28 protein-coding genes (1 of these 28 cut by a window edge) are annotated in these 26,516 nt (G+C 60.3%); 11 read left to right on the top strand and 17 right to left on the bottom strand.

The features are described from left to right. Positions 1–45, top strand: partial view of an NnrS family protein gene (locus VZC39_RS01925; protein ID WP_434665291.1) — the end only. Its footprint begins 1,152 nt before the window's first position; only the last 45 of its 1,197 coding nucleotides appear in the window; its start codon lies beyond the left edge, outside the window; it ends in the stop codon at positions 43–45. A gap of 4 nt (positions 46–49) precedes the next feature. Here VZC39_RS01925 and VZC39_RS01920 read toward each other — a convergent pair whose 3' ends face one another. After that, on the bottom strand, positions 50–616 hold the full coding sequence (locus VZC39_RS01920) for a helix-turn-helix domain-containing protein (protein ID WP_434665289.1): 567 nt from the start codon (positions 614–616) through the stop codon (positions 50–52). Between the two features lie 115 nt (positions 617–731). Here VZC39_RS01920 and VZC39_RS01915 point away from each other — a divergent pair, with 115 nt between their 5' ends. Together VZC39_RS01915 and VZC39_RS01910 are read left to right on the top strand one after the other, a co-directional pair. Continuing rightward, on the top strand, positions 732–1,883 hold the full coding sequence (locus tag VZC39_RS01915; protein ID WP_434665287.1) for a benzoate/H(+) symporter BenE family transporter: 1,152 nt from the start codon (positions 732–734) through the stop codon (positions 1,881–1,883). A gap of 146 nt (positions 1,884–2,029) precedes the next feature. Continuing rightward, the gene (locus VZC39_RS01910) at positions 2,030–3,094 is read left to right on the top strand and encodes a DUF3103 family protein (protein WP_349920755.1); all 1,065 of its coding nucleotides are present in this window, start codon (positions 2,030–2,032) and stop codon (positions 3,092–3,094) included. Between the two features lie 68 nt (positions 3,095–3,162). Here VZC39_RS01910 and metF read toward each other — a convergent pair whose 3' ends face one another. After that, positions 3,163–4,059: a methylenetetrahydrofolate reductase gene (gene metF / locus VZC39_RS01905; RefSeq protein ID WP_349920754.1), complete on the bottom strand. Its 897-nt coding sequence runs from the start codon at positions 4,057–4,059 to the stop codon at positions 3,163–3,165. 326 nt (positions 4,060–4,385) lie between these two features. Here metF and VZC39_RS01900 point away from each other — a divergent pair, with 326 nt between their 5' ends. Beyond that, positions 4,386–5,174 (top strand): GNAT family N-acetyltransferase, encoded by a 789-nt coding sequence (locus tag VZC39_RS01900; protein ID WP_434665284.1) that lies wholly within the window; start codon positions 4,386–4,388, stop codon positions 5,172–5,174. Between the two features lie 131 nt (positions 5,175–5,305). Here the strand turns inward: VZC39_RS01900 and VZC39_RS01895 are convergent, their stop codons facing one another. Continuing rightward, positions 5,306–5,917 (bottom strand): OmpW family outer membrane protein, encoded by a 612-nt coding sequence (locus VZC39_RS01895; protein WP_349920752.1) that lies wholly within the window; start codon positions 5,915–5,917, stop codon positions 5,306–5,308. A gap of 327 nt (positions 5,918–6,244) precedes the next feature. Here VZC39_RS01895 and VZC39_RS01890 point away from each other — a divergent pair, with 327 nt between their 5' ends. After that, on the top strand, positions 6,245–6,370 hold the full coding sequence (locus tag VZC39_RS01890; RefSeq protein WP_349920751.1) for a hypothetical protein: 126 nt from the start codon (positions 6,245–6,247) through the stop codon (positions 6,368–6,370). Positions 6,371–6,458: 88 nt separating this feature from the next. On the opposite strand, the gene uvrA is transcribed toward VZC39_RS01890, so the two are convergent. The 8 genes from uvrA to VZC39_RS01850 all read right to left on the bottom strand — a co-directional run bounded on the left by uvrA (position 6,459) and on the right by VZC39_RS01850 (position 14,557). Then, entirely contained in the window at positions 6,459–9,287 is a 2,829-nt protein-coding gene (uvrA, locus tag VZC39_RS01885) for an excinuclease ABC subunit UvrA (RefSeq protein WP_434665281.1), read from the bottom strand. Positions 9,288–9,370: 83 nt separating this feature from the next. Beyond that, positions 9,371–9,817, bottom strand: coding sequence for a curli-like amyloid fiber formation chaperone CsgH (csgH, locus tag VZC39_RS01880; protein ID WP_434665279.1), 447 nt, complete (start codon positions 9,815–9,817; stop codon positions 9,371–9,373). Then, a complete protein-coding gene (locus VZC39_RS01875; protein WP_434665277.1) occupies positions 9,817–11,391 on the bottom strand; it encodes a curlin in 1,575 nt (524 codons plus the stop codon). The genes csgH and VZC39_RS01875 overlap by 1 nt, the downstream gene beginning before the upstream one ends. 34 nt (positions 11,392–11,425) lie before the next feature. Continuing rightward, complete coding sequence (locus tag VZC39_RS01870; protein ID WP_434665274.1) at positions 11,426–11,947, bottom strand: curlin; 522 nt, start codon at positions 11,945–11,947, stop codon at positions 11,426–11,428. Positions 11,948–12,194: 247 nt separating this feature from the next. Further along, the gene (locus VZC39_RS01865; protein ID WP_349920746.1) at positions 12,195–13,046 is read right to left on the bottom strand and encodes a CsgG/HfaB family protein; all 852 of its coding nucleotides are present in this window, start codon (positions 13,044–13,046) and stop codon (positions 12,195–12,197) included. A 7-nt stretch (positions 13,047–13,053) separates the two neighbouring features. After that, positions 13,054–13,455 (bottom strand): curli assembly protein CsgF, encoded by a 402-nt coding sequence (locus VZC39_RS01860; protein WP_349920745.1) that lies wholly within the window; start codon positions 13,453–13,455, stop codon positions 13,054–13,056. Positions 13,456–13,466: 11 nt separating this feature from the next. After that, entirely contained in the window at positions 13,467–13,913 is a 447-nt protein-coding gene (locus VZC39_RS01855) for a curli production assembly/transport protein CsgE (RefSeq protein WP_434665271.1), read from the bottom strand. Then, a complete protein-coding gene (locus tag VZC39_RS01850) occupies positions 13,913–14,557 on the bottom strand; it encodes a LuxR C-terminal-related transcriptional regulator (protein ID WP_349920743.1) in 645 nt (214 codons plus the stop codon). Before VZC39_RS01850 ends, VZC39_RS01855 begins: the two co-directional genes overlap by 1 nt. A gap of 546 nt (positions 14,558–15,103) precedes the next feature. Between VZC39_RS01850 and VZC39_RS01845 the strand changes: the two genes are divergently transcribed. Continuing rightward, entirely contained in the window at positions 15,104–15,673 is a 570-nt protein-coding gene (locus VZC39_RS01845) for a single-stranded DNA-binding protein (protein ID WP_434665269.1), read from the top strand. Between the two features lie 154 nt (positions 15,674–15,827). After that, positions 15,828–16,598 (top strand): substrate-binding periplasmic protein, encoded by a 771-nt coding sequence (locus VZC39_RS01840; protein ID WP_434665267.1) that lies wholly within the window; start codon positions 15,828–15,830, stop codon positions 16,596–16,598. Between the two features lie 46 nt (positions 16,599–16,644). Here VZC39_RS01840 and VZC39_RS01835 read toward each other — a convergent pair whose 3' ends face one another. Next, positions 16,645–16,770, bottom strand: coding sequence for a hypothetical protein (locus tag VZC39_RS01835; RefSeq protein ID WP_005328772.1), 126 nt, complete (start codon positions 16,768–16,770; stop codon positions 16,645–16,647). Between the two features lie 297 nt (positions 16,771–17,067). Here VZC39_RS01835 and yjbD point away from each other — a divergent pair, with 297 nt between their 5' ends. The 3 genes from yjbD to VZC39_RS01820 all read left to right on the top strand — a co-directional run bounded on the left by yjbD (position 17,068) and on the right by VZC39_RS01820 (position 20,259). Continuing rightward, positions 17,068–17,352 carry a DUF3811 domain-containing protein gene (yjbD, locus tag VZC39_RS01830; RefSeq protein ID WP_349920740.1) on the top strand — a complete coding sequence of 95 codons (285 nt, stop codon included), beginning with the start codon at positions 17,068–17,070 and terminating at the stop codon, positions 17,350–17,352. A gap of 391 nt (positions 17,353–17,743) precedes the next feature. After that, positions 17,744–17,956, top strand: a complete 213-nt coding sequence (gene cspE, locus VZC39_RS01825) for a transcription antiterminator/RNA stability regulator CspE (RefSeq protein WP_349920739.1) — start codon at positions 17,744–17,746, stop codon at positions 17,954–17,956. Between the two features lie 356 nt (positions 17,957–18,312). After that, positions 18,313–20,259, top strand: a complete 1,947-nt coding sequence (locus VZC39_RS01820; protein WP_434668305.1) for a ligand-gated channel protein — start codon at positions 18,313–18,315, stop codon at positions 20,257–20,259. A gap of 64 nt (positions 20,260–20,323) precedes the next feature. On the opposite strand, the gene VZC39_RS01815 is transcribed toward VZC39_RS01820, so the two are convergent. Next, positions 20,324–21,685 (bottom strand): ATP-binding protein, encoded by a 1,362-nt coding sequence (locus VZC39_RS01815; protein ID WP_434668302.1) that lies wholly within the window; start codon positions 21,683–21,685, stop codon positions 20,324–20,326. Between the two features lie 34 nt (positions 21,686–21,719). Further along, a complete protein-coding gene (locus VZC39_RS01810) occupies positions 21,720–22,442 on the bottom strand; it encodes a response regulator (protein WP_349920736.1) in 723 nt (240 codons plus the stop codon). Positions 22,443–22,642: 200 nt separating this feature from the next. On the opposite strand from VZC39_RS01810, the gene VZC39_RS01805 reads away from it, so the two are divergent. After that, a complete protein-coding gene (locus VZC39_RS01805) occupies positions 22,643–22,981 on the top strand; it encodes a hypothetical protein (RefSeq protein ID WP_349920735.1) in 339 nt (112 codons plus the stop codon). Between the two features lie 112 nt (positions 22,982–23,093). On the opposite strand, the gene VZC39_RS01800 is transcribed toward VZC39_RS01805, so the two are convergent. The 3 genes from VZC39_RS01800 to VZC39_RS01790 form a co-directional block, all read right to left on the bottom strand. Continuing rightward, a complete protein-coding gene (locus VZC39_RS01800) occupies positions 23,094–23,513 on the bottom strand; it encodes a hypothetical protein (RefSeq protein ID WP_434665262.1) in 420 nt (139 codons plus the stop codon). 132 nt (positions 23,514–23,645) lie between these two features. Continuing rightward, on the bottom strand, positions 23,646–24,647 hold the full coding sequence (locus VZC39_RS01795; protein ID WP_349920733.1) for a sensor domain-containing diguanylate cyclase: 1,002 nt from the start codon (positions 24,645–24,647) through the stop codon (positions 23,646–23,648). A 327-nt stretch (positions 24,648–24,974) separates the two neighbouring features. Continuing rightward, complete coding sequence (locus VZC39_RS01790; protein ID WP_434665260.1) at positions 24,975–26,456, bottom strand: aerolysin family beta-barrel pore-forming toxin; 1,482 nt, start codon at positions 26,454–26,456, stop codon at positions 24,975–24,977. Positions 26,457–26,516: the final 60 nt, after the last annotated feature.

Below are 26,516 nucleotides of genomic sequence, written 5' to 3'. Positions count from 1 at the left end.
ACCCCCATACTGATGAGCCCGAGGGCGGATGGGCGCCCGGGCTAATCCATCAGGAGCGGGCGGGATAGTGGATCAGGTTGTGGAAGACGGCGGGAGCAATCCCCAGATTGCGATACCCGTGGGGACGGTCGGCAGCAAAACGTACCGCCTCTCCCTGTTCCAGAGCCCGCCACTCTCCGTCAGTCAGCACCTCCATGGCGCCACTGATGACGATCACATGCTCGGTGACGCCCGGTTCGTGGGGTTCGGACTCCCGTTGATAACCGGGTAGCAAGGTGAGCTCAAACAGCTCGAACCCGAATCGCCCCTCATAGGGAAAGAGCGGCGCCACCTGCATGCCTTCCCCCGCCGGCTGTTGGCGAATGGCATCGGCGACGCGATAGAGGGTCCGCTCCTGCTCATTCGGGGCGGGCTCGATGAAGCTGGAGAAGGATACGCGAAAACCGGTGGCAATCTTCCACAAGGTCGCCACCGTCGGACTCGATTCCCCCCGCTCAATCTGCCCCAGCATGGCCTTGCTGACCCCGGTTTCCCGGGCGGCGGCATCCAGACTCCAACCCAGCTCGGCACGCAGTGCCTTCAACCGTGTCGCCAGGTGCTGACTCATCTCTTGCATCACTCCTCCCCGACATCTTCTTCCACCATCTTGTGCGTAATAACGCACAAGGCTATAGTCAGGATCACATTGTACGCAATAACGCACAGGCCGCCAGCCTGCACAAGGAAGTCCCATGCCCCTCGCCCTACCCCATCTGGCCGCAGGCCTGATCGCCGTGCTGGTTGGCTATACCAGCTCCGTCGTACTGATCATTCAGGCGGCAACCGTCGCAGGAGCCGATGCCGCCCAGGTCTCCTCCTGGCTATGGACCCTTGGGATTGGCATGGGGGTGAGCTGCATCGGCCTCTCCCTCTATTATCGCGTTCCCGTATTGACCGCCTGGTCCACCCCCGGCGCCGCCCTGCTCATCACCAGTCTGGGAAACTTCAGCCTGGCGGAGGCCATCGGCGCCTTCGCCATCTCCTCCTTGCTGATCACCCTGTGTGGCATCAGTGGCTGGTTCGATCGGCTGATGCGCCACATTCCCGCCCCTCTTGCCGCCGCCATGCTGGCCGGGGTGCTGCTCCGTTTCGGGCTCGACCTGTTCAAGGTCGCACCGCAGGATCCCTTGCTACTGGGAACTCTGTTGGCAGCATTTTTGATAGGTCGTCACTGCTTGCCACGCTATACCATGGTGCTGGTACTGGTGACCGGCATGCTGCTCTGCACCCTCAGAGGGGAACTGCAGTTGAGCAGCGTCAGCTGGCAACTCTCCAGCCCGGTCTGGACCACCCCGACATTCTCCCTTGATGCCTTATTGGGAATAGCCCTGCCGCTGTTCATCGTCACCATGACCTCGCAAAACATGCCCGGCATCGCCATCCTGCGGGCCCACGGTTATCAGCCCGCCACCTCTTCCCTCATCACCTGGACCGGCCTGACCGGCTTGTTGCTGGCTCCCTTCGGCGGCTATACCTTCAACCTCGCCGCCATCACCGCCGCCATCTGCATGGGCAAAGAGGTGGATCCCGATGCTAACCGCCGCTGGCCCGCTGCCGTCTGGGCCGGTTGTTTCTACCTCCTCACCGGCTGCTTCGGGGCCACCGTAGTGGCACTGTTCAGCGCTTTCCCCAATGCGCTGGTGACCTGCGTGGCCGGTTTGGCGCTGCTCGGCACCATAGGCAGCAGCCTGCAGGGAGCGCTGCAGCAGGATGAGGAGCGGGAAGCCGCCTTGCTCACCTTCATCATCACCGCCTCCGGGATCACCCTGCTCGGCATAGGTTCCGCCTGCTGGGGCCTGCTGATCGGCATAGTCCTGCATCAAGTCAATCGACTGCGCGGCTGACCTGACCATCTGGGGAGACCCCAGTGAGACTCCGCACATAATTCGGAGAATATTGTTCACAGCTGAAACTCATTGCCGTCTAGTGGGCTGGAGGCGTCCATTCTTCCCGGGATGTGCCTCGTCAGACTCAATACTGGAGAAAGATAATGAGGAATCAGGCTGTCATATTATTACTGGCCCTGCTGGGCACCACCGCGGCTCACGCCGCCGATCGGGACAGGGAATTGGCGCGGGAGCTGGCGCTGCAACACAAGAACCTGCATCCCCTGCTCGCCAATCAGCACTACCAGGCCCCGCTGCCGGATCTGCTGCAAAAAGCCAGCCCCAGGTTGAAGCGGCAGGCCGTGGCAGCCGACCAGGCGGCCATCAGCCGGCAGGGGCTGGAGGGAGAGGTCAAGCAGCTGATGCAGCTGAGGCTGGCCAACCCCGAGCAGGCGACTGCACTCAAGCAAGGGAGTGAACCGCTCATCGCTTATGTGCCCAGTGGCGATGAACAGAGCTGGAGCGCCATCGAAGCCTTCGATACGGCTGGCAACCCCGTCTATCTCGATGTGAACCAAGCGCCGGCACGGCCGGTTCTGGTGGTGGAGGCCGATCCCGTCAAAGCCAAGAACGCCGGGCTGCAGGTGATGCGAAAAGCGCTGGCCGTCGCAGAGTTGCAAGCTGCCCCGATGGCACAAAGCAGCACGACCCCCCTTAAAACCAGCATCCTGAAGAAGATCAGACTAAGCGATGACCAGGAGCCCTGGCTGCTCGGGGCCGCCGAAGTCTACGCCGTGGTGGCTGGCGTCAATCCCAGCCGGGATGAGCCCGTGGTGGATATCGTCGACATGCCTTATCTCGACTACGACAACACGGATTACAGCCCGAACCAGATCCTGGTGTATTGGGATCGCTATCGCTGGGGGGCCGTCGATCTCGTCATGATGGAGCAGGATGACAACGTCAACTACAAGGAGCTGAGCGCCCTGCTGATCGAGGCGCTCAAACTCGGCTTCACCGCCGGCGGCGTGCCGGAAGCCCTGCCCTTCCTCGACCTCGGTGGCCGCATCGTCAAGGCCCTGCCTGACTCCTGGATGACCAACAACGACGATTACCTGGATACCTTCTACACCCTGGAGCAAGACCAGCGTTATGACCAGTATCCGGGGGCCGCCGGCAATGCCATCATTACTCTGGAGCCCAAGGAGATACAGCCGACCCGGCCCTAACGCCCGGCCATAGCAAAAAAGCCAATGAGGTGACTCATTGGCTTTTTTCATTGCGCTGCCTGCCGGGATCAGACCTGGGACTTGGGCCGCACCCCCAGAGTGTGGCAGATGGCGTAGGTCAGCTCGGAGCGGTTCAGGGTATAGAAGTGGAAATCCTTCACCCCTTCCTGACTCAGCACTCGCACCTGATCGATGGCGATGCTGGCCCCCACCATGTTGCGGGTGGTCTGGTCATTGTCCAGCCCTTCGAAGCGCTGATGCATCCAGCGCGGGATCTTCACGTTGGTGAAACCGGCGAACTTGGCCAGGGTCTGGTAGTTGGAGACCGGCAGTATCCCCGGCACGATTTCAGCGTCGATACCGATGGCGGCGCAGCGATCCCGAAAACGCAGGTAGGTCTCCACGTCGAAGAAGAACTGGGTTATGGCACGGTTGGCACCCGCATCGATCTTGCGCTTGAGGCTCAGCAGATCGGACTGGGCGCTGCGTGCCTCGGGGTGGCCCTCGGGATAGGCTGCCACCGAGATATCGAAATCCGCCTCGGACTTGAGCAGGGCAACCAGGTCGGTGGCATACATGTCCGGCTTGTCGACACCGGGCGGCAGATCACCGCGCAGGGCGACGATATGACGGATGCCGCTGTTCCAGTAGTCGCGGGCGATGGTGCGCAGTTCGTCGCGGCTGGCATCGATGCAGGTCAGGTGCGGCGCGGCGATGAGACCGGTGCGTTCCTTGATGTCCTTGATCACCTTGTGGGTGCGATCCCGGGTACCCGAGTTGGCGCCATAGGTCACGGAGACGAACTTGGGCTCCAGCACCTGCAGCCGCTCGATGGATTGCCACAGAGTATTTTCCATCCCTTCGCTGTTGGGGGGGAAGAATTCGAAGCTGACCGAAATGTTGTTACCCAAATCCGCCAGACTCTGGTTGAGAGCCTCAACCTGACGCGCGCTGTGAAATCCCATCTGTTCTCTCCCTGTCCTGCCATCTGCTTTGGTACGTCAAAACGGATGTTTGGACGTCTAAACGTCTTGCTATCTTTATGAGAAAACCGATCAAAGTCAACATCGATTTGCATCGAATTTCGGATCGATGGTTTTTTTATTCGGCAATTCGACTTAAGTAAACATGAACCCCCATCCCAAAATGATCTCAGGCACGCTATGATGCGGGCGGATCGTCTAGGACGTTCTGAATCTGCGTGTGATTGTTTGGCCGGGTCTTCCCGGCCTTTTTTTAACTTTCCCCTCCTCCTGCCGATAATCATTTGAGTCACTTGCAGGAATCCATCATGGAAGATCACCCCGGCTTTGCCACCGACTTGCTGTTTGACCGCTATCAAGGCGAGGTCAGGGATCACGGCCAGTTCTGGGCTGTGCGTACCCCGTCGGCGCCGGATTACTACTTCGGCAACTATCTGCTGCTCCCCTCCCCACCCAATGACCGTGACAAGGGCTGGCTCGAAGCCAGTTTCGATCACTGGATAGGCCAGGATCCCAGGATCCGTCACCGCACCTTCCAGTGGCCCCTTGCCGAGGGGCAGAACAGCCGGGTCGCGGGCTTCGTGGCCTCGGGCTACCAATACATGGAGTGCGTTGTATTGGCGCTGGAGCCCTCTCGCTGGCAGGCCCCGGCCCAGACGACGTTTGCCCCCGCGCGTCCCTTCACCACCGCAGACTGGGATGACTGGCTGGCGCTGGAGATGGCCGAGCGGGAGCCGGCTCACCCCGCCGAACACTACCTCACGTATCTGCAGGCGCGGCGCAATCTCTATCAGGGCATGATTGCCGATGGGCTGGGGCAATGGTGGGGGATCTGGCAAGGGGACGAGCTGCTCGCCAGCTGCGGTCTCTTCTTCACCGCCACCCAGGGACGCTTCCAGTTGGTGCGTACCCACAGGGATTGGCGCAACCGCGGGCTCTGTCGTCAGCTGCTGAGCCAGGTATCACGCCAGGGTCTGACGCAGGTCGAACGCCTCATCATAGTTGCCGACGAGCATTATCATGCCCAGCGCATCTATCGCAGCCTGGGCTTCGTCCCCGTCGCCCGCATCGGCAGTCTGTGCCGCTGGCAGTCCTGATGAAGACCTCTTGGCCCGGGAGGATTCTGCCGTGAAGACGTCGTCCGGCCGTGAATAGAAAAGGCCCGGGCTGTGCCGGGCCAAAGAGACGTGCTGGGTTAGTTGGCCACGATGGGCCAATCCGATGGGGATCAGAAGCGGTAGCCAACGCCGAACATGAAGGCGACCGGGTCGATGGAGGTGTTGATGGTGCCCACCGCGGTATGCACATCGGTGTCGATGTCCATGACCCAGGCGGAGGCGTTGACGAACCAGCGGTCGTTGATGGCCATATCCAGCCCCACCTGACCCGCCAACCCCCATGAGGAGTCGACGCTGACATCGGTGCCATCCAGTGCGCCGCGGCCCTCTTCGTCGAAGAAGAAGGTGTAGTTGACGCCCGCCCCTATGTAGGGACGCACCTTGCTGTTGGCATCGCCGAAATAGTATTGCGCCATCAGGGTCGGCGGCAGGTGCTTGACCTTGGCCACTTCACCCAGCCCCGGGGTCGATACCGAGTGGGAGAAGGGCGTTGCCGCCAGCAGCTCGACGCCCCAGTTGTCGGTGATCATGTAGGAGAGGGTCAGCCCCAGCTGCATGTTGCTGTCGATATCCAGCTCACCCGTGCCCAGCACATCGTCGCTGCTGGTCTGGGGGGAGACAAATGCCAGCCCGCCACGCACCAGGATATCACCGGCCTGGTGTGCCATGGCGAGGGGGGAAGCAAAGGCGGCTGCGATTACCAGAGGAAGGATCTTTTTCATCACTTAATTCCCTTTTTTTGTTTTCTTTCTATGTTGTAAGCGCGAAAACTATAAAAGGATGTGAATGAAGAGTTATTGATTTAGCTCAATAGTTATCAAGAAATAGATGGATTGACACCGCAACTTTGCTTGATCACGAAACCATCAGCCTCCAATAAAAACTACATTGTATACATACACTTATACATGGAACGCATTTATAAATCGCGCTATAAATACCAATGAAATATATGTTTAATTTGCTGACTACCCCGCCTGGATGTTGTTTAACTGTCGCTGACGGCGTATTTTATTAATGTGGTGTAAGCAGGCTGTAATAGAAGATTTATGAAACCACAGACTCGAAAAGACAAAATACTGGGTATATTGGCAGCCATCTGGGGCATCGGCTCCTTCCTGTTTATTTTGCTGGGCTTCGTGGTTGCCCTCGCCTTCCTGATGCTGACCCACTGACCCCTGTCAGCCACCTCCCTCGAGATTTTCCGGCCTTGAGCCCCCATGAAAAAGGGGCCATAAAGGCCCCTTGTTCGTCTTGCTCGCTCTATTTTCCCAGCAGCGGTGCCAGGAAGCGCGCCGTGTGGGACTCCTTGCAGCGACTCATCTCCTCCGGCGTGCCGGTGACCAGGATGCGGCCACCGCCAGACCCCCCTTCCGGCCCCAGATCGACGATCCAGTCTGCGGTTTTTATCACATCCAGATTGTGCTCGATGATGACGATGGTGTTGCCTCTGTCCCGCAACTGGTGCAGCACCTTGAGCAGCTGCTGGATGTCGTGGAAGTGCAGGCCCGTGGTCGGCTCATCCAGGATGTAGAGGGTCTGGCCGGTGTCCCGCTTGGAGAGCTCCCGTGCCAGCTTGACCCGCTGCGCCTCGCCGCCCGAGAGCGTGGTGGCCGACTGACCGAGACGGATGTAGGAGAGGCCCACGTCCATCAGGGTTTGCAGCTTGCGCGCCACCGCCGGTACGGGGTCGAAGAACTCGCGCGCGTCTTCCACCGTCATCTCCAGGATTTCGTGGATGTTCTTGCCCTTGTATTTCACCTCCAGGGTCTCGCGGTTGTAGCGCTTGCCCTTGCAGACGTCGCAGGGCACATACACATCCGGCAGGAAGTGCATCTCCACCTTGATGACCCCGTCCCCCTGGCAGGCCTCGCAACGCCCTCCCTTGACGTTGAAGGAGAAACGGCCCGGCTGGTAGCCGCGGGAGCGCGCCTCCTGGGTGCCGGAGAGCAGTTCGCGGATGGGGGTGAACAGGCCGGTATAGGTCGCCGGATTGGATCTCGGGGTACGGCCGATGGGGCTCTGATCGATGTCTACCACCTTGTCCAGATGTTCCAGCCCTTCCACGCTGCGATAAGGCGCCGGGGTCGACTCGGTGGCCTTGTTCAGCTCCCGATGGGCAATGCGGAACAGGGTGTCGTTGATCAGGGTCGACTTGCCGGAACCTGAAACACCGGTGACGCAGGTCATCACCCCGATGGGCAGATCCAGGTTGACGTTGCGCAGGTTGTTGCCGCTCGCCCCCTTCAATTTCAACCACTTGCCGGTGAGTGGCGTGCGCTCGGCAGGGATGGCGATCTGCTTGCGGCCGGACAGGTAGTCACCGGTCAGGGACTCTGGATTCGCGATGATCTCTGCCGGCGTCCCTTGTGCAACGATGGCACCGCCGTGCACCCCGGCGCCGGGGCCGATGTCGAGCACGTGGTCGGCGAGGCGAATAGCGTCCTCGTCGTGCTCTACCACTATCACCGTATTGCCGAGATCGCGCAGATGAGTCAGGGTCTTGAGCAATCGCTCGTTGTCGCGCTGGTGCAGACCGATGGAGGGCTCATCCAGCACATACATGACCCCCACCAGACCGGCGCCGATCTGGCTCGCCAGCCGGATCCGCTGGGCCTCACCGCCGGACAGCGTTTCGGCGCTGCGGGAGAGGCTCAGATAGTTGAGGCCCACGTTAACCAGGAAACCGAGTCGCTCGACGATCTCTTTCAAGATCTTCTCGGCGATCTGGGCGCGCTGGCCGGTGAGATTGATACCGGCAAAGAACGCCAGGGCATCGCCGATGGATTGTTCGGCGATGGCGGGCAGGTTGCGGTTGTCCACGAACACGTGGCGCGCTTCTTCCCGCAGCCGGCTGCCACCGCAGCTGGTGCAGGACTTGTTGGCAATGTACTTGGAGAGCTCTTCCCGCACCGAGTTGGACTCGGTTTCCCGGTATCGGCGCTCCATGTTGTGCAGGATCCCCTCGAACGGGTGCTTGCGCACCACCACATCGCCGCGATCGTTCATGTAGCGGAACTCGATCTCGGCCTTGCCGGAGCCCCGCAGGATCACCTCCTGGGTCTTGAGGGGCAGATCCTCCCAGGGGCTTTCCAGATCGAACTTGTAGTGTTCGGTGAGGGATTTGAGCATCTGGAAGTAGTAGAAGCTGCGCTTGTCCCAGCCTCGGATGGCGCCACCAGCCAGACTCTGGCCCGGATCGCTGATCACCTTGGCGGGATCGAAATATTGCTGTACCCCGAGGCCGTCACAGGTGGGGCAGGCGCCGGCCGGGTTGTTGAAGGAGAAGATCCGCGGCTCCAGCTCCGACATGGAGTAGCCACACTCTGGGCAGGCGAAGTTGGCGGAGAAGGTCATGGGTTCCACCCCTTCTTCACCGTCCATGGGGGCCACCAGCACGATGCCGCCGGAGAGCGTCAGCGCCGTCTCGAAGGATTCGGCCAGACGCAGAGCCAGGTCGTCGCGCACCTTGAAGCGGTCCACTACCACCTCGATGGTGTGCTTCTTGTGCAGCTCCAGGGTGGGGGGATCGGAGAGATCGCACACCTCGCCGTCGATGCGGGCACGGATGTAACCCTGGGCCGCCAGGTTCTCCAGCAGCTTGGTGTGCTCCCCCTTCCGGTTACGCACCACGGGGGCCAGCAACATCAGCTTGCTGCCTTCCGGCTGGGCCAGTACCTGATCCACCATCTGACTGATGGTCTGGGCGGTGAGCGGGATGGCGTGGGTCGGACAGCGGGGTTCACCTACCCGCGCAAACAGCAGACGCAGATAGTCGTAGATCTCGGTGATGGTGCCCACGGTGGATCGCGGGTTATGGGAGGTGGATTTCTGCTCGATGGAGATGGCTGGGGAGAGCCCCTCGATATGATCCACGTCCGGCTTCTCCATCAGGGAGAGGAACTGGCGGGCATAGGCGGAGAGAGACTCCACGTAACGGCGCTGCCCCTCGGCATAGAGAGTATCGAACGCCAGCGAAGACTTGCCGGATCCGGACAGACCCGTCACCACGATCAACTTGTCGCGGGGCAGGATCAGGTTGATGTTCTTGAGATTGTGGGTGCGGGCACCCCGAATCACGATTTTTTCCATCTTCTTGCACGCTCGATACACAAACCAGAGCGAACCAGTATGGCATAGAGACTACTGGATGAATAGACAGTTAGCAGCGGAAATCATGGGGTCGACCCGCACTGGAAGGGTCGCTCTGTTTCACTCAGCAATCGCTCCTCCTGCCACAGTTGCAGCCTGAACCTGACGTGATACGGGCAGCTCAAGCCGAGGGTCAGTCGCCCCAGTCCATGGGGGCGATCCGCCGCCAGCACGAGCCGTCCTCGTTGCTGTTGATGGCTCTGTCCGGCCCCGCTCTGGCTCCAGAGATCCAGCCGAAAATAGAGAGTTTGCCCCTGCTGGCTCAGCAGCATGGGTGCCAGCGAGAGGCCATGTTTGTCCTGCAAGGCATTGAGAGTGACCTCGGGGGCCGGACCTTGCAGCGCGGCCTGCACCGGCATCAGGGCGCAGAGGCAGAGCAGGGCGCCTGCCCATCTGGCATGCAACCCCCGGCGCCGACCCACCCCCAACGAGAAAGGGGCCCGCAGGCCCCCGGATGCACACAGACTCATCAATTGCCGCCCTGATAGACATAGGCCGTGTTGTTGCTGCCATACACATCGACCTGGGCCGTGTTGTAGCTGGCGGTCTGGACCACGTCGACCAGGTTGCCACCGCCATTGCTGCCGGCGTTGACATAGACATCGGCCACATGATGGTTGCCGGTCTGGCTGACGGTCAGCACGTTGTCGCTCCCCAGATAGGATTCGACGGAGGCGTTGTTCAGCTCGCCAGTCTGGGTCACGGTAACGGTCGACCCGGAGTGGGAGGCATCGGCATAGGCCCAGTTGTCGTTGCCGGTCTGGGTCACGGTCAGCTCGTTGTCCAAGCCCCAGGTCCAGGCGCCCTTGCCTTCCACGTCACGGGCGGCCGCCACCTGGTTGCGATCCCCGGTCTGATCGATGGCGATCTGGTTGTTGCTGCCCGCTTCCTGCACCGCATTGGCGTAGTTGTCGTTACCCTGCTGATCGATGGCTACAACCCCGTCCGTACTGCTCGCCAGCTGTTTGACCACAGCCTCGTTGCCGTCACCCAGCTGATCCACCCGCGCCTGGTTGCCCGCGCCGCGCTGCTCGGTATCGGCCTCGTTGCCGTCCCCGACCTGAATGATGCTGGCCTGCTCGCCCAGACCGTTCTGATAGGCAATCGCCCGGTTGTCATCGCCCGACTGCAGGATGGTCAGCACGTCATCCTGCCCCGCCTGGTTGCTCTGGATGTCGTTGCGGTTGCCGGTCTGGGTCAGGGTCGCACTCTCGCCAATCCCGCCCTGAATGGCCGTCAGGGTATTGCCTTCACCGGCCGCCGAGCCGGACTGCGCCGTCTTCACATAGCCGTCGACGCCGCTCTGGGTGACATAGGCCTTGTTGTCGAGGTCACGCTGATCGACCACGGCCTCGTTGCCGTTGCCAGACTGGGTCACCTTGGCCAGGGTACCTTCCGGGTAGGTGTAGCCATAGCTGCCAGTGGCCTGGGTAACAGTCGCCTTGTTCAGGTTGCCACTCTGACTCACCTGGGCTTCCGCCCCGTCGGCGATCTGCTGGGAGACCCGGGCCTCATGGTCATTGCCGGTCTGGCTGACATTGGCAATGGCTTTATCGGACCAGTAGTTGTCGATACTGGCATCGTTGTTGTTGCCCACCTGGCTCACGATGGAGCTGGCACCATCACCGTTGTCCTGCTTCACATCGGCGACGTTGTGATTGCCGACCTGATTCACCGAGGCATGGGAGCCTTCGTTGAACACCTGCTGGGTCACGGTGGCGACGTTGAAGTTGCCCGTGCTCGCCACCTCGGCGAGGGATCCGGCGGTGCTGGACTCCTGCGTCACCAGGGCATCGTTGCCCGCGCCGGTCTGGGCCACCTTGGCGTCAGACTGGCTGGTGTTCTTCTGGACGGTTTTCGCCTGGTTGTCAGCCCCGATCTGGCTGATGCTGGCCTCGTTGTGGTTGCTGTTGTCGATCTGCTCGACCGTGGCCAGGTTGTTGCTGCCGGACTGGGCAACCGTCGCCTGGTTGTTGGCGGAAGCGGCCCAGACACTGGAAGTCGCCAGTAATACGGCAGAGGCGATAATGGTACGTTTGAACATGATTTCCCTCTCGTGCTTTGCGGTGAGCCGAAGCTCAGTTGGTTTGAACGATTTTCACTTGCTGGTTGGCGCCCGCCTGAATGACGGTGGCCGACAGACTGGTGCCGTTCTGCTCTATGCTGGCCAGGTTGCCATCACCGAGCTGCACGGCCCGCGCCCGATTGTCATATCCGCTCTGGCTGATCCAGGCCTGGTTATCCACTCCTTGCTGCCATAGCCAGATCTGGTTGCCGATGCCCGCCTGATACAGCTCGGCGCTGTTGCCCACGCCAAGCTGCACGGCCTCGACCCAGTGCTGATCGCCGACCTGATCCAGACTCAGGGACTGCTGTGAGCCCCGTTGCACCAGACGCAGCCGGTTGTCATTACCCTGCTGGCCGAGTTGCAGCTCGTTGTCCGATCCGAGTTGCCAAAGCTGTGCCTGATTGGCGTCCCCACGCTGAACCAGCTCGAGCTCATTGCCCGTGCCGAGTTCATTCAGCGACGCCAGATCCTGCGCCAGCACGGGCAGGCCGAGCAGACTCAGGGTCAACAGGAAGCGATGCAGGTATTTCATCGTTGATTACCTTTTTGGAGTGCCGAACCAGTATCACCAGCCCCCTGAAAGGCGGCTATCAGGCACAAAGCTGATTCGAGAATGATTCTCAAGCGGTCATTTTCTGAGCAGAAAGTGTGAGCTCATGCTGAGTCCGTTGATGGGGCAGGCAGGGTTGCGGTCAAGAGGTGCCGGGCATAAAAAAAACAGACCCCTGAAGGTCTGTCATTCTCACGTCGACTTGCGCAGCGCACGCCGCGCATCCGGATCACAGGATGGGGGCGCTGTCTTGCAGATAGCCCTGCAGGATGGGGTTTTCCAGATCGCGATTGTCGGCAAGCTGCCAGAGGTTGTCTCGCACCCCGTTGGCGATGAGCCGGATCACCGCCGATTCGATGGCGGACATGACGCACATCTGTACCGGTTCATTGGTACTGAAGCCCGCCTCCGCCTCCAGCAGCCGCTTGTACTCGACGAAGCGGAACACCCCGGCCTGCACCTGCTGGGAGAGGATGGTCTTGGAGGTGGTCACGCTGTTGAGGATGCGGCCGGAGCGGATATCCACCGCCCTCAGGTTGACCGTGACCTGATCGACCCTGTACTCCCCGCTGGCACCGATGCCAAAGTACTTGGCCCCCGCCCCGCCGGTCCGCACATTGCTGTCATAGGCCACGATGCCCCCTTCGATCAGGATATTGGCCGCCACCAGCGAGGGAAGCTGCTGCTGGTTGTTGCCGGGCACGTTGGGCTTGTTCTGGGTAGCGCGCACTATCTTGCGCTCGGTCAGCAGGTTCTGCAGCCCTTCCCGCTCCAGCGGCACGAACCACTGGGAATCCCACAACGCCGTGCTCAGCATGGCGACACCGCCCTGGGTCACGGCCGTGGAGAAGTTGGAGGCGGGCGCCGGCAGGTATTGGCCGGTCTGGTCGCGAAAATCGTAGACCGCCGCCACTATCTTGCCCTTGGGCTTGGGCAGGCTGATGAGCTCCTTGTAGGAGATGGATCTTGGCATCAGGGTCGCCTTCTCCTCCGGCTCCGGGGAGCCGATATGGGTGGCACACCCCCCGAGGAGCAAGCTGGCGAGCACGGGCAAGGCCGCGCATAACTGTATCCTTGTCATGGCATCCTCAGTCGGCTATCAGGCCGTTGACTTCGATCAGGGTGGTTTCGTTCGTTGCCCTGTCCGTGATGGAGATGGCCAGGGTGCCATCCTGATCCAGCACATTGATCGCGAACTCGTCGGTGACCAGGCTGCCGCTTTGACTGCCATCCCTGCCGATATCGGCAAGCAGCTGACTCACCAGCCGCGACTGCAGGTTGGAGGTGAGCCTGTCCAGAGCCGAGGTTCCCCCCGAGCTGCTGCCGGCAGACGGGTCCTTGTAGTCGTTCTGGGCATTCGCCGTGCCCAGCAGATGGGCACTGTTGAGGGGGTTGCCACCAAAACTGGGGTTGATGGGCTTATACACAAGCTCCGAGGCAGAGGCCGTCATGCCGACCGTCAACGCCAGGAGCAGCAGGCGTGAGCACATATGTCATGTCCTTATAGTTCATCGTGTTCCAGATCGAAGGTATCCATGAACAGCATGGCCACCTTCTGCTGCTGTAAAACCGTCTTCACCTGCCCCCAAGCCTGCTGCGCGCTCTCCTCTCCCTGGCTACGCACCGGTGAGAGGCTAGTGCGAAACAGCACCTTGCGATTGGCGGTGATCCAGATAAGGCTGCCCCAGCGTGCCGTCGGCCGCTCGTGTATGGTGAGGTTCTCCCGTCCGGCAGGATCTTCATCCTCTCGAAGCCGGCTGAAGTGGCGATAAAAACTCTGGCCAAAGCGTGTGAAAGTACGATCTATCACCAGTCCTCCGATCTCGATGCGATCGTTCTCCTGCTCGGGTTGCAGGGATTCCAGCGGGGCGTTGGCATCCTTGATCCCCCCTTCGCTGGCCAGCACGGCACCGGACAGCAGCCAGAGGCCCAGCCCCCAGGCCCGCATCAGTGGGAGCTCGTCATGTCGAGGTACTCTTTGGCCCAGCTCACTGCCTGCAGCCGGTTCTTGACGTTCAACTTCTTGAAGACGTTATAAAGGTGGGACTTGATGGTGTGCTCACTGACAAACAGGCTGTCGGCGATCTCGGTGTTGGAGGCTCCCGTCATCAGATAGCGGATGATCTCGCGCTCGCGCACCGTCAACAGGCTCTGGCTGCGCTGGGTCGGCTCGATCCCCTGACGGTAATAGCTGACCAGCTCGCACATCAGATGACGGGGGATCCAGAACTCCCCCTGCATCACCTTCTTGATGCCGGCGACCAGCCGATCCAGAGGATCCTGACGAAAGAAGAGACCGCTGGTGTTGGGCCACATCAGCAGCAGATCCCGGTCCGTGTTGGTCGGCGCATTGAGCAACACGGTATGGGCCGAGTCGAAGGCGGCGATGTCCCGATGCCAGCCGAACTGCTGGCTTGACTTGAGGTAGTCCAGATCGACCAGAAATAGGCTGCAGTTCGTGATGGTCAGCAGTTGATCCGGATGGCTGATGAGGCATATGGGCTGACCCAGTTGAGCCATCAGATAGCTCGTAAAGGTACTTGCCTGAACGTTGCCTTCGGTCACGAGTACCAGCGGAGTCTCGGTCTTCATGGGGCTCTTCCTTGAACTGTGTGCCTGTCGGCTTGAATCGTCGTTTCATACGCCAGCTATGGTCGCAAGAGAGTAACAAGTCGAAGTTTTTACACAGCATTAAAAAAGCATTAGGCCTCGTTCGAACCGCAATGAAATCGTTTTTTTATCAGACAATACAGTGAACTAGGAGATCCCCCCTATTTGGGGGGGCAAATGAGACATGATTGCACGAACTGTGATCACTCTCCTTATCCCCATAAAAATACCAGGACGTGAGCCAGCCCCAATGACCGCACTTGCCGGGATCGCGGCAACTGCGATAGCGTATTCCCATCCGCCAGGGCCCTGATTCAAACCGCTCCTGCGGCGCTAAAGATGTGCGAACCCGCACATCAACTGTTACTATGGCGAGCTAATCCGTAGGTCGATGACAGGGCCAGGCCCCATCAGCGACCCGCTGGCAATCCCGCGTCAGACAAGACGATGATGGACTTGCACGGCAGCAATATTGTGAGTGAACCCAGACCAGTCAGCTGGTCGGCATATAAAGGTGGAAGAGAGATTATGGCCAGTCGAGGCATCAACAAAGTCATTCTGATCGGTAACCTGGGGCAAGATCCTGAAGTGCGCTACATGCCGAGTGGCGGTGCCGTGACCAACATCACCATAGCCACCTCCGAGACCTGGCGTGACAAGCAGACCGGTGAGCAGAAAGAGCGCACCGAGTGGCACCGCGTCGTGTTCATGGGCAAGCTGGCCGAGGTCGCGGGTGAATACCTGAAGAAGGGTTCCCAGGTTTATGTCGAAGGCAAGCTGCAGACTCGCAAGTGGCAGGATCAGAGTGGCCAGGAGCGCTACACCACCGAAGTGCTGGTCGACAGCTTCACCGGCGTGATGCAGATGCTGGGTGGTCGCCCGCAAGGCGGTCAGGGCATGGGTGGTCAGCAATCCCAGGGCAACTGGGGCCAGCCGCAGCAGGCTCCCCAGCAGAACATGCAGCGCCCTGCCGCCGCACCGCAGCAGAACATGCAACAGCAACAGGGTGGCTATGGCCGTCCGCAGCAACAGCCGCAGTCCGCGCCGCCGGTCTACAACGAGCCGCCGATGGACTTCGACGACGACATTCCTTTTTAAGACACACAGGCCCTGACAATTCAGGGCTTTTTTTTGTCCGCTTCTGACGCAGCCAGCGCCCTGTTCCGCACGTTGGAGGGCTGCACTTCCCCATCTGGGCGTCATCGCCGCCTCTTGTGGCTACCATGAGGAAAAATCCCATCCGAGATCCCCGATGACCCGGTTCAACCATCTGCTGTACGGCATCCTGCTGCTTTATATGAGCCCGCTGCTGGCCGAGCCATTGCGCGTTGGGGTCAGCTTTGCCATTCCCCCTTATGTGATACAGGAACAAGGCCGGGGCATAGAGCTGGATCTGCTGACGACCGCCTTCGCCGGCAGCGGCTATGAACCCAGGTTCATCTATCTGCCGCTGGAGCGCACCTTCCGCATGCTGGCAGAAGGCAAGCTGGATGCCGTCATCAATGTGAGACCCGGCATGCTGACGCGGGTGCATCTCTCCCAACCGGTGATCACCTTTTACAATCGGGTGTTTACGCTGGATGAGGTCTCTGTGCGAACCCTGTCAGACCTGACCACCCTGAGGGTCAGCGCCTTTCAGCGAGCGCAACAGATCCTGGGGGAGGAGTTTGCCCGCATCAGCACACGGAATGCGCGGTATGAGGAAGTGGCACGGCAAGAGAGCCAGGTGCAGAAGTTGCTGCTGGGGCGCACGGATGCGGTGATCCTGGAGCAGCGGGTGTTCTACTACTATCTGGCCCAACTCAATCGGGATAGGCGCAACCAGGGGCTCTATCACCCCGGACGGGTACGCCAGCACGATCTGTTTCCTCCCACCCACTACCACTTCGCCTTTCGCGAGGCGGCGCAGCAACAGTGGTTCGATCGCCAGCTGGCCAGGATGAGGGAGGATGGTCGTTATGCCCGGATCTTCGCCACCTATGGCGCATCACCGAACGCTGAAAATATAAAAGCCAGCCCATGACAGGCTGGCTTGATACTGGCTCCAAAGGAACAGCAGTGTAGGAGCGTTACTTCATCGCGCCGCCATTTTTCAGATCGGCTTTCTGCCGCTTGGCTTCGCGTTTCTCTTTCAGTGACATCTGCGGTTTTTTCTTGGCATCTTTGCCGTGATGCTGTTCTTTGTTACTCATCATCAGACTCCAAAAATGTTACCCAGACAGTTGGAACCAGGGTTCCAGCATGCCATCCGAATCATAGACTTCAGTACGCTTGCAGTGACGATCCTGGATCGCACTCACCTCAGCATACCCCCAACCTCCCGACCGGATCCAGCCTCACGGCATGAGCTCGCAGGGCTGCCACCCAGCTGGTCATCTGCAACCCGTCAGACGCTGTCGGCATATTCATTTTTATGATGGAAATGGCGATTCCATAAGAGATGCTTCAGCCGACTGTGCTAGGGTGAACCATCCCTGCCAGAGGAGTGCCCCATGAAGAAACTCGAGATGAAGGATCTCACCGAGGCCGAAAAGGCCGAGATCACCTTGTTGCTGCAAAAAGCCCAGGCCAACGCGGATCACACCCTGAGCAACGGGGAACGCAACAAGATCCGCGAAGAGGGGCGCCAGAAAATCGAGGCCGATCGCAACAAGGCCGCCAAGGCAGCCTCGGCCCAGGCAAGAGAGAAGGCCAAGGCGCGGGCCAAGGAGCAATCGACGTCTGAAACTTTCAGTTGGTCAGACTCCGTCAGCAACAAATATCGAAGCAAACGCTAACCCCGCATGGCCTGTCCAGATAGGAATATGGCAATCTGGATATCAACTATCCTGCCACCGGAATGGCGGCCAGAAGCCGCCCCGATTCATGCGGTTGAACCCGGTTTTCGCCACATAAACCACTCCAAAGCGGACAAAGGCAGGCAGTTAACGCCGAGATAAAGATTGCCATGACGAGGTGTGCGTGTTCTAATCGATTCGATGGTTCGGTAGTTCAGACCTGATTATGTTAGGCAGTCATTTTAAAGCAGTGATTGGTGCATGAGCTCTTCATAGAAGATTCACGCCAAATAATTATCCTTCTTTAGTGCTCCCCATACGTATTGCTGACGAAAAATCATGGATTGCCACACCAGGTGGCGTTTCAATATCACTATTCAAGGAAATTATCATGTCCAACAAAATGACTGGTACCGTTAAGTTCTTCAACGCTGAGAAAGGTTTTGGCTTCATCTCCCCGGCTGACGGCAGCAAAGACGTGTTCGTACACTTCTCCGCCATCCAGTCCAACGGTTTCAAAACCCTGGAAGAAGGTCAGCGCGTTGAGTTCACCATCGAGCAAGGCCAGAAAGGCCCGGCTGCTGCCAACGTAGTTGGTCTGTAATTCAAGCCAGGAAGCCTTGCCGTTCATCGACAAGACCTTCTGCAAGAATTGAAAAAACCCGCTTCGGCGGGTTTTTTGTTGCCCGTTTCCTCACGCATTTTCTCCCCGTCACCGCAACCAGAGCCCGCTCTGATCAGCCCCTATTTTCATCTGTCCCTTCCCTGAATTCCCACAACAAATAAATGATATTGATTATCATTTACATGAATTAAACAGATCTCTACAATGCCGCCAACGGATTAATTAGTTATCCGTTTGACGCTTATTTTTGCGGCACACCGACCGCAGCGTCATCCTGCGGCACCGCCAAGAGCGCCGCTGTCTCTCACTCAAGAGTTCAGGCCAAGATGATAAAGATCCCCCCTCACAAGCTGACGCCTCTCCTGCTCGTGTCACTCGCCACCCCTGCCTATGCGGACGAACCGGAGGTCATGGTCGTGACCGCCTCCGGCTTCCAGCAGAAGATCGAGGACACGGCTGCGTCCATCTCCGTGGTGACCCGCGAGCAGCTGGAGAAACGCGCTTATCGCGATGTCACCGATGCCTTGAAAGACGTACCCGGCGTGGTGATCACCGGCGGTGGCAGCAGCAGCGACATCAGCATTCGCGGCATGGGGTCGAAATACACCCTGATGCTGGTCGACGGCAAACGGGTCGACAGCCGGGGCACCCGTCCCAACAGCGACGGCCCCGGCATCGAACAGGGCTGGCTGCCCCCGCTGCAGGCCATCGACCGCATCGAAGTGGTGCGCGGCCCCATGTCGTCCCGTTATGGCTCGGATGCCATGGGCGGGGTCATCAACGTCATCACCCGCAAGACCAGCGACATGAGCGCCTGGCAAGGCTCCCTGCATGCCGACTCCACCTTCCAGGAGAACAAGGCGTCAGGCGACATCTTCCAGACCGATGGCTACACCGCGGGCAATCTGGTGGACGGCTTGCTGGGGATGCGCCTGAACGGTCAACTCTCCCATCGGGGCGAGGATCAGTTCCAGAACGGTTTCGCCGAGCAGGAGACGAAGAGCGGCACCGCCGTGTTCAGCCTCACGCCGGATGAGCACAACGGCTTCGACGTCGAACTCAGCCGCACTCTGCAGGACAGGGACAGAACCCCGGGCAACTCCCTGTCGGCCACGTCCAAGCCGAGCCTCAATACCTACGAGCGCACCAACTACGCCATCACCCACAACGGTCAATACGAGTTCGGTGCCTCCAGCAGCTACCTACAGCGGGAGGAGAACACCAACCCCGGCCGCCAGATGAAGATGATCAACAGCATCGCCGATACCCACACCCAGTTCATCCTGGGGGATCACTATCTGAGCGTGGGGGGCCAGTATCGCTATGAGGATCTGCAGGATCAGGGCAATCAGCTCAAGGTGGGCAATCGTGCTGATCAGCTGACACGCTGGAGCTGGGCCCTCTTCGTGGAGGATGAGTGGTCCCTGACGGAATCCTTCGCCCTGACCGGCGGCGTTCGCATGGACAGGGACGAGAACTACGGCAGCCACTGGAGTCCGCGCCTGTACGGGGTCTGGCATCCCGCCGAGTTCTGGACCCTCAAGGGGGGCGTCTCCACCGGCTACCGCTCGCCGGATCTGCGCATGTCCGCCGCCAACTGGGGTCAGGCCAGCGGCGGTGGCACCCAGGATGGGATCATCATCGGCAACCCGGAGCTCAAACCTGAAACCAGCGTCAGCGAAGAGATAGCCCTGTTATGGGATGGGCGTGAAGGGCTCAGCGCCAGCCTGACCCTGTTCAACACCGACTTTGAAGACATGCTCACCGAGATCCGCCGCTGTTCCAGCAAGAGCGACCCGGTCTGTACCTTCAACGGCCATACCTACGACTTCATCAGCGATCGCATCAACGTCGACAAAGCCAATATGCGCGGGGTGGAGAGCACGGCCAACTGGGCCATCAACCAGGACTGGTCTCTGGCCACCAGCTACACCTACACCCAGTCCGAGCAAAAGAGCGGCCCCATGGAAGGCCAGCCGCTGAACCAGATGCCGCGCCACATGTTCAACGGTTCGGTAGACTGGCAGACCACCGACGAGGTCAGCCTCTGGTCCAGAGTCAACTTCCGCAGCAAGACCTCTGATTACCTGAGCCGCACCCGGATGGCCGAGGGCACCCCCTCCTACACCTTCTTCGACACCGGCCTGGTCTACAAGGCCAATGCGCAGCTCAATGTCACCGCCGGTGTCTACAACCTGTTCGACAAGACGGTGGACTATGGCAGCTACGGCACTGTGCTGGACGGGCGTCGCTACAACCTGGGCATGACCTTCCTGTTCTGAACAAGGGCTCACGATGCCATCGACAAGAAGGGCGCCACCGGCGCCCTTCTTCATTCACTCTTTTTCACAATGGCAGGCTGATCCTCGCCTCCAGCCCCCCGCCGTCCCGGTTGTGCAGGGTCAGCTCCCCGCCGTGCTGATGCACCAGGGTGCGGGCGATGGCAAGCCCCAGCCCCACGCTGCCGGACTCCGTATTGCGGGCCCCGTCGAGGCGCACGAAGGGCTTGAACACCTCCTCCAGCTGACCCGGCTCGATGCCAGGCCCCCGATCGCAGACCCGGATCAGCAGTTCGCCATCGGTGCGTTCGAGGGACACTTCGGCCGACCCCGCATACTTGATGGCATTGCCGATGAGGTTTTGCAGCACCCGGCGCAGGGTGTTGGCACGGCAGGCATAGACCTCCTTGCCCTGTGCCAGGCAGGTGACCGGCTGGCCGGTATCCGCATAGTCGTCGCACAGGCTCTCCAGCAGACTCACCAGATCCAGCTCCCGGGTCGCCTCCTGCAAGCCCTCCTCCCGGGCGAAGCTGAGGGTGGCCGCCAGCATCTGCTCCATCTGTTGCAGGGTCTGCTGGAAGCGATCCTTGTCTTCTCCATCCGCCAGAAACTCGCTGCGCAGGCGCAGGCTGGTGATGGGGGTGCGCAGGTCGTGGGAGATGGCCGCCAGCATCCGGGTCCTGTCCTGCACGAAGCGATCGAGCCGGGTATGCATGCGGTTGAACGCCTGGATGGATTCACGGATCTCCGTCGGTCCGGCCTCCCGCAGCGGCTCTATGTCCTCCCCGCGTCCCAGCCGATCCGCGTTGGCCGCCAACTGCTTGAGCGGCTGGGTGGCACGGCGGAACAGCCAGATCATCAGGCCGATCACCAGGCTCGCCACCAGCAGCAGGTTGAGGGTGGTCTGCCAGGACCAGCTGGCCGACTCCTTGTCCACCAGAGAGCTGAACTGCAGCCAGCCCCCGTTTGGCAACTGGATGGAGCCATAGAGCCGCATGTCCTGGGGCGGCGGCATGCCGGCGCGATCCTTCATCATGCGGTTGTGGTGGCGCCAGGCCTGGCTGCGCTGGAACTCCTGCTTGAGCTCGGCACTGATCTCCACCGCCAGGTGGGGCGGGTAATCCAGCTTGGAGCGCACCAGCCGCTCGAAGCGGGGGCTGCGGTTGTCCGGCTGCAGCGGCTCATCGGAGAGGCGCAGCAACAGGGTCTCGCTGCGGCTCGCCTTGAGGATCTCGTGATAGAGAGAGGGGGGAGAGAGCGTCAGCAGGCGCACCACGGAGACGATGCGCTGCATGGCGTTGCGGCTGTTGACGTAGCCGAGCGCCTCCTCCCGATCCGTGCGGTAGATCTGGATGCTGAGCAGCTGGATCAACACCAGCCCGGCCAGGGCCACCAGCACTATCTGGCCGGTCAGCCCCTTGGGCCACAGCCTGGCAAAGAGTCGCTTGAAGGCAGTCACCGGCTCACTCCTGGGTCACGTCGGCGGCGAACAGGTAGCCACCACCCCAGATGGTCTTGATGAGCTCCGGGTTCTTGGGATCCCGCTCCAGCTTGCGCCGCAGCCGGCTCACCAGGGTGTCGATGGCGCGATCGAAGGCCACCGCCTCCCGGCCACGGGCCAGATCCAGCAGTTGATCCCGGCTCAGCACCCGCTGGGGGCGCTCGAGGAAAACCTTCAGCAGATCGAATTCGGCGGTGGAGAGGCTCATCCCCACCCCTTCCTCATCCACCAGCTCCCGGCGATGGATGTCCAGCAGCCAGCGATCGAAGCGCAGATCCCGGGTCAGGGTCTCGGGCAGGGATTGGGGCTCGGCCTGGGTACGGCGCATCACCGCCTTGATCCGGGCCAGCAGCTCGCGGGGATTGAAGGGCTTGGCGAGGTAGTCGTCGGCCCCCATCTCCAGCCCGATGATGCGGTCGGTCTCCTCCCCCATGGCGGTGAGCATGATGATGGGCAGGCTGGATTTGACGCGCAGCTCGCGGCACAGGGTCAGACCATCCTCCCCCGGCATCATCAGATCCAGCACCAGCAGGTCGAATTCCCGTTCCTCCAGCAGGCGTTTCATCTCCTTGCCATCGCGGGCACAGCTGACCCGCATCCCGTGCTGTTCCAGAAAGCGCTTGAGCAGATCGCGGATCTCGCTGTGGTCGTCCACCACCAGAATATGAGGGCTGCCTTGGTTCATCACTGTCTCTCCCGTTATCGAGCTGGGACGATTATACGAAAATCGGTCTTGGGGGTTATGTCAAAGTGTGCCAACGCGCCTGGATGCCACACTCTGCTACAAAATAGGCTTCAACTGGCAAATTTCAGACACTTCCTCGGTGTTTACTGAGTACCAAGGCGAACGAGCCGAATCCCGCATTCATCCGAAAGGAGTTACCTATGAAAAAGCTGACCAAGACCCTGCTGACCGCCACCCTGATCCTCGGCCTGCCGCTTGGCGCCTATGCCGCCAGTGAAGCCGTGAGCACGGCGCAGCCCGGTGCCCCCATGGCCGATTGTGCCATGAAGGATGGCAAGCATCATGGCGGTCGCCACGACAAGATGGCCCGCATGAAGAACATGACCCCGGAGCAGATCCAGGCCCACCTGCAGCAGCGTTACGACAAGATTGAAGACCCGGCCAAGAAGGCCGAGTTCGTCAAGAATCTGGAGCTGCGCGCCGACGGCATGACCAAGCATGCCGAAGTGATGAAGCAGTTTGCCGAAGCGAACAAATAAGCGCTCCGACAACCCAAAGAGGGTGGCCATGGCCACCCTCTTTGTCATGGTGCCAAGGCAGAGCCCTGGCCATCGATAACAACAAGGGGCCCATGGCCCCTTGTTGTCTGGCTTATGCCTTGGCCTTGTCCGCCAGGCTCACCGTCTTGGCGGTCTCGCCGTCGAACTGGATGAGCACGTGCTTGTTCTCTATCTCGGTATCCTTGAACAGCACCTTGCTGCTCTCGGCAAGGGTGGGAGAGATCTTGTTCAGGGCAGTCAGGTCATAACGCCACACTTCCAGCCCCTCGACGGTCTCGGTGCTGGCCGGCGCCCCCAGCTTTGCCTTGATGGCTTCCTTGCTGGAACTCCCTTCCTTGATCTCCAGCGCCCGTTTGACCGCGGCATTGGCGGCGTCATCCATGGCCGTACCGGCCATCTCTTTGGCACTGTTGGTGAGGCTGCTGGTCATGGTATCGGTCAGGGAGTCCATCAGGCCGGCGTGGGCCATCAACGGCAGGGCGGTCAGGGCAATCAGGAGGCACTTCTTCATCAAGATATATCTCACAGGTATGAAAAGAGCGCGCATCAGACCAGTGAGCCGGGTTGGCGTCAAGCAGAGAGCGAGATCAAGCCGCATTCGGGGGAAGAGAGGCCCATGGCAGCCCCTCGGCCCGGACCATGTCTAGCCACAGAGCTGGTCCTTGCCCGCCAGCTTGGCCCGGTAGAGCGCCCTGTCCACCCTCGCCATCAGCTGGGCCACCGCCTCCTCGGGCTGCGACTCCACCAACCCGAAGCTCAGGGTGATGGGGTCCCGCTCCATCACCCGCAGATGCCCGAGTCGCAGGCGCAGCTTCTCGGCCACCAGCAGGGCATCCGCCAGCCGGGTGTTGGGCAGGATCAGCATGAACTCATCGCCTCCCCAGCGGGCGAGCAGATCGATCTCGCGGATCCCGCCCCGGGTTGCCTTGACGATGTCGATGAGGGTCTTGTCACCCACCCCGTGACCATGACTGTCATTGATCTGCTTGAAGTCATCCACATCCATGGCGATCACGGAGAAGGGCTCCTGGAAGCGTCGCGCCCGCTCGTGTTCCAATCGGATAGCCTGTTCCAGCCGATACCGGCTGGCGGCACCGGTCAGCACATCCGTCTCCGCCAGGCGGCGGTTCTCCTCCACCTGATGCTGCAGCGCCCGGTTGAGGCACTCCAGCTCGGCGGTGCGCTCGGCGACCTGTTGCTCCAGGCTGCGGTTGTGCAGCTCCAGCCGCACATAGAGCTCGCGCTGGGCGTGAATGTCGCGATGGGCCCCGATCATCCGGGCCACGGAGCCATCGGGGTTGCGCGCTATGATACGGCCGCTGTCCTCTATCCAGCGGTACTCCCCATTGCGGCAACGACAACGGTACTCGGCCCTGTAGTCGGAGGCCTTGCCGTTCAGGCAGTCATCGAAACAGGCCATGACGTGGGCCAGATCGTCGGGGTGGATCACGCTCTCCCAGGTGAATACCGTGTTCTCCAGGGAGTGGGGATCGTAACCCAGCATCAGATACCAGCCGGCATTGCGGTAAACGAACCCCGTGTTGGCATTCCAGTCCCAGATCCCTTCGCTGATCACCTCGAGGATGCCGTGCACCACTGCCTCATTGAGATCGGAGATCCTGATCCCGTCCGTCTCTTGTTCCATCGCAGTTCATCCTTGTCCTCTCGCGGCCCGCATCCTCTTGCGGGCCTGGCATTGAGTGTAGAAGCCACTTCTGCGGCAAGCCCCTATTGACCTTCTATTGATAGGGGAATATCCCATCAATAGCCCCATTTGAGCTGAATTTATATCGTTCAGGTCGCCCGCCAGCAAGGGAAGTCGGCGGGATGCGCCCTGCTTGCACTCGGCAACACGCAGAGGCGGCAAACGGGCGGCGTGATCAGGGCAGTGGAAAGCACTGCTTATGTCATTTTTCACAAATAAAAACCGGGCAGAAGCCCGGTTTAACATACTGATTTCACTGCCACGAATTCACTGGTCGGTCGCGGGTTCCAGCTTGATCTGGACGTTGTCAAAGCCCAGCGCGGAGAGCTCGCTGGCATCCAGGGGGATCTCCAGGCGCAGCCCGCCAGCCTGGCTGTCGACACTGCGGGCACGGCGTACCTTGCTGTCACTCCCGATGGGAACGGGCGCACCGATCTCGATATTGCCTGCAAACTGGCTCTCGGCGTGGAAGTCACCCGTGATGCTGGCGCGCACCGGACGCAGCACCCTGGCCAGGGCCTGCTTCATGGTATCGGCACCGTTCTGCTGTATGGTCCAGTTCCAGTCCCACCACTTCACCTCACCCGGGATGTAACGCTTGTCCCACTGGTAGCGGATGCTGCTCGCCTTGTCCTTGAACGGGCCCATGACGAAGCTGTGGTTCCAGGTCGGGCGGTTGTCCGGATGGGTGTGCCAGGCGTTGCCGCCCCAGCGCAGGAAGCCGTTCAGGGCGAGATCGTAGCTGACGTCCGCCTTGAACTCGTAGGGGTAGGAGATGTTCGCCTTGTAGAGCTCGATCTTCACCGGGATCCTGGAGTGGGCGGGCACGGTCGGGCGCGCCGACTGGGACAGAGAGGTGGTGGTCGCGCCCCCGTTCTGGGAGGCCCAGGACTGGCTCGCGGCGATCTCGATGGAGAGCTCAGTTTCCCCCACCAGGGGCCACTTGAACTTGTTCTTGGTGGAGACCTTCTCGCTCAGACCGTAGGTGTTGGTCTTGGACCAGTTGGTGGCCGTGTCGTAGCGCAGGGTCACATCATAGCCGGACTGGGGGGTGTCGCTGTCGTTGACGGCCCACCCTACGACCGTCTTGATCAGGGTACGATCGGACTGGGTCACCTCGCCGTGGCTGAAGCTCTCGGGATCCAGGGTGTAGGCGAAGTTGCTGACCCGGATGCTGGTTTTCTCGCCGCAGCGATAGCCGTCGCAACCGCCGCTGTTGTTGCCGCGGATGAGCCAGCTGTCGCCATCCTGGCTCACGTCCATGTCCTCACCCACATAGGGGCTGTGGTCACCCCCCACCCAGGCATAGCCGAGATAGTGGGCGAGGTAGCTGGCGGGTTTGATGAAATTGGCACTGTCATGCACCAGCCGCCATTGTACGTCCACCTCATCGCCGTCTGGAATATTCATCGCAGGCAATACGGGTATTTCACTGGTGACCGGATTGGTTGGATAACACCAGGTATCAGATGCGTTTCCGGGTTTTATTTCACCATTGTAGCCTGACCCCATAATAACCCAGTTATTGGCCAGCCCGCTGATCTGCCATTGCCCCATCATGGCCACAATATTATTGCGGACACTCTGTGCTTCCTCCCGATTTACTGGGCGGTAATTATCCCCGCATACCCCGGTCCCGAGTGAAAAGAGGCGCAACTGATCAGGGTAGATGGGCTCAGCCCCATAGGCCTGGCTCATCAGCAGCGTCGTGATGGTCAACGCCAAACCGCTTGTTTTTAATTTATCCATAGCTCCCCCAATATTTAATGTTTGGCATGCAAATTATTTTTCTTGCTGCATGCAAGAGGG

Origin of the sequence: Aeromonas sp. NJAU223 (genome assembly GCF_051125555.1) — a bacterium.
GTDB classification, from domain to species: domain Bacteria; phylum Pseudomonadota; class Gammaproteobacteria; order Enterobacterales; family Aeromonadaceae; genus Aeromonas; species Aeromonas veronii_G.
The sequence above is the reverse complement of the archived record's forward strand: the minus strand, read 5'-3'. Positions and strand labels throughout refer to the sequence as shown.